Below are 1,768 nucleotides of genomic sequence, written 5' to 3'. Positions count from 1 at the left end.
CGGCTATGCTCTCCCAAAGGCATAGCCGCTTTTCTATGTTTGCCAGCGTCGCTGCCCATCGTCATTTTCCAATTACGTATTATCTACCTGCGATATTCACTCCCCTCTTCGCCCACATTGCTTATCCGCTCCGTTCCCTCCTGTGGAAACGGCCGTAACCATTAAAGGGAACGGGAATTCCCTCAGTAGGAAACTGCCGTTCCCTAATAAGGAAACGGCAGTTTCCTCTTATAGAAACAGGAGGAAACTGCCGTTATCTGATTTACAAAGACTTAACCTGAATATAAAATCGACCATTATCGGGCGAAACGGATAAGCATCTACGCCCAACGGTGTTCGAAGACATAATCGTCGAAATACTCGTCAAGCTCCACACCCAGCGAACGGGCAATGTGTACAATCTGCTGTTGCTCCGACGGAGACAGCAGACGTTCTCCGCGGCGAGTCAGGTAATAGTTTTTCCGTCCCAGGCAACTGATGGCACGGTTGCGGAAAGTTCCTGCCACGCCCAATGTCAACGCCTTCACCGTACGCATAAAGCCACGGGCATAGCGCACGGGCTCGTCGGGCAAAAAGTACTTGCACGCTGCTTCGCCCTCGACCGTCCGGCAAGGGTTCAGCATCCGGAAGGACTCCAACCGCGACGGCAGGTGACAATAGGCCAAATGGCGCAAACACGTCGCCGACTTGGCACAGTGCGAAGCGCCGCAATGCAGAAAGCCATGAGGCACTTTGGTATAGTCGAAAGAATCGTCGCTCATAATCTTCCTTTTTTATAAGGCCATGCGATAGATTTCTTCCGTATCGGCCGAAGTCAGCTTCACATAACTACCTACAGTGAGGCCTTTGTTGCGGTGCAGATTGGCCACCAGCGTATCAATGTCGGGCTGTTCGATGCCCAGTTCCTTGAAGCTGACGGGCAGTCCGATATAACGAAAGAAGAACTTCAGCTGCGACACGCCGCTCAACGCCATCTCCAGCAAATCGTCCGACTGGGGCACACCAAATACGCGGTGGGCAAACTGAACCACCTTCTTCGGGTTGCGTTCGGCCACAAAAGCCATCCAGGCAGGTACGATCACTGCCAGACCGGCACCGTGAGTGACATCGTAAAGGGCACTGACTTCGTGCTCCAGGAAGTGCGAAGCCCAGTCTTCCTCGCGTCCCACTCCGCACGTACCGTTGTGGGCGATGGTGCCACACCACATGATGTTGGCGCGCGCATCGTAATCGTTCGGATTGGCTTTCAGCCGATAAGCTTCCTTGATGATGGCCACCAGGGTGCCTTCGCACAGGCGGTCGCTCACCTCAACACCTTCGGTATTGGTGAAGTAACGCTCCATGATGTGCACCATCATGTCGGCAATGCCACTGGCTGTCTGATAAGCAGGCAGTGTATAGGTCAGCTCGGGATTCATAACGGCAAACACCGGACGAAGCACTTCGGGGGCACGTATGCCCAGCTTCTGCAGGGTAACCGAATGGGTGATGACCGCATTGCCCGAGCCTTCGCTTCCGGCAGCAGGAATGGTGAGGACCACGCCCACCTTCAAAGCCTTGGTGATGCTGGCCTTGCCGATGTAGAAATCCCAAAAGTCACCCTCGTAAAGCGCACCTACTGCAATGGACTTGGCTGTATCAATCACCGAACCGCCGCCTACGGCAAGCAGCATGTCCACTCCCTGTTCGCGACAAAGGCGGATGCCTTCGTACACTTTGGGTTCGGTAGGATTGGGCTGTACGCCTCCCAGTTCGCAATAGGCTACAC

General features: G+C 54.4%; 1 protein-coding gene and 1 pseudogene (1 of these 2 cut by a window edge). Both read right to left on the bottom strand.

The features are described 5' to 3' along the window. Window positions 1-320 precede the first annotated feature (320 nt). Entirely contained in the window at window positions 321-761 is a 441-nt protein-coding gene (locus QVP67_RS05225; RefSeq protein ID WP_022162506.1) for a DUF6078 family protein, read from the bottom strand. Window positions 762-773: 12 nt separating this feature from the next. Next, window positions 774-1,768, bottom strand: a pseudogene (locus QVP67_RS05220) (iron-containing alcohol dehydrogenase); it runs 206 nt beyond the window's last position.

The sequence above is a fragment of the Bacteroides sp. CAG:633 genome, from assembly GCF_000435115.1.
Classification (GTDB): domain Bacteria; phylum Bacteroidota; class Bacteroidia; order Bacteroidales; family Bacteroidaceae; genus Bacteroides; species Bacteroides ndongoniae.
Note: the sequence above shows the minus strand (reverse complement) of the source record. Positions and strands in the feature narration are given on the sequence as shown.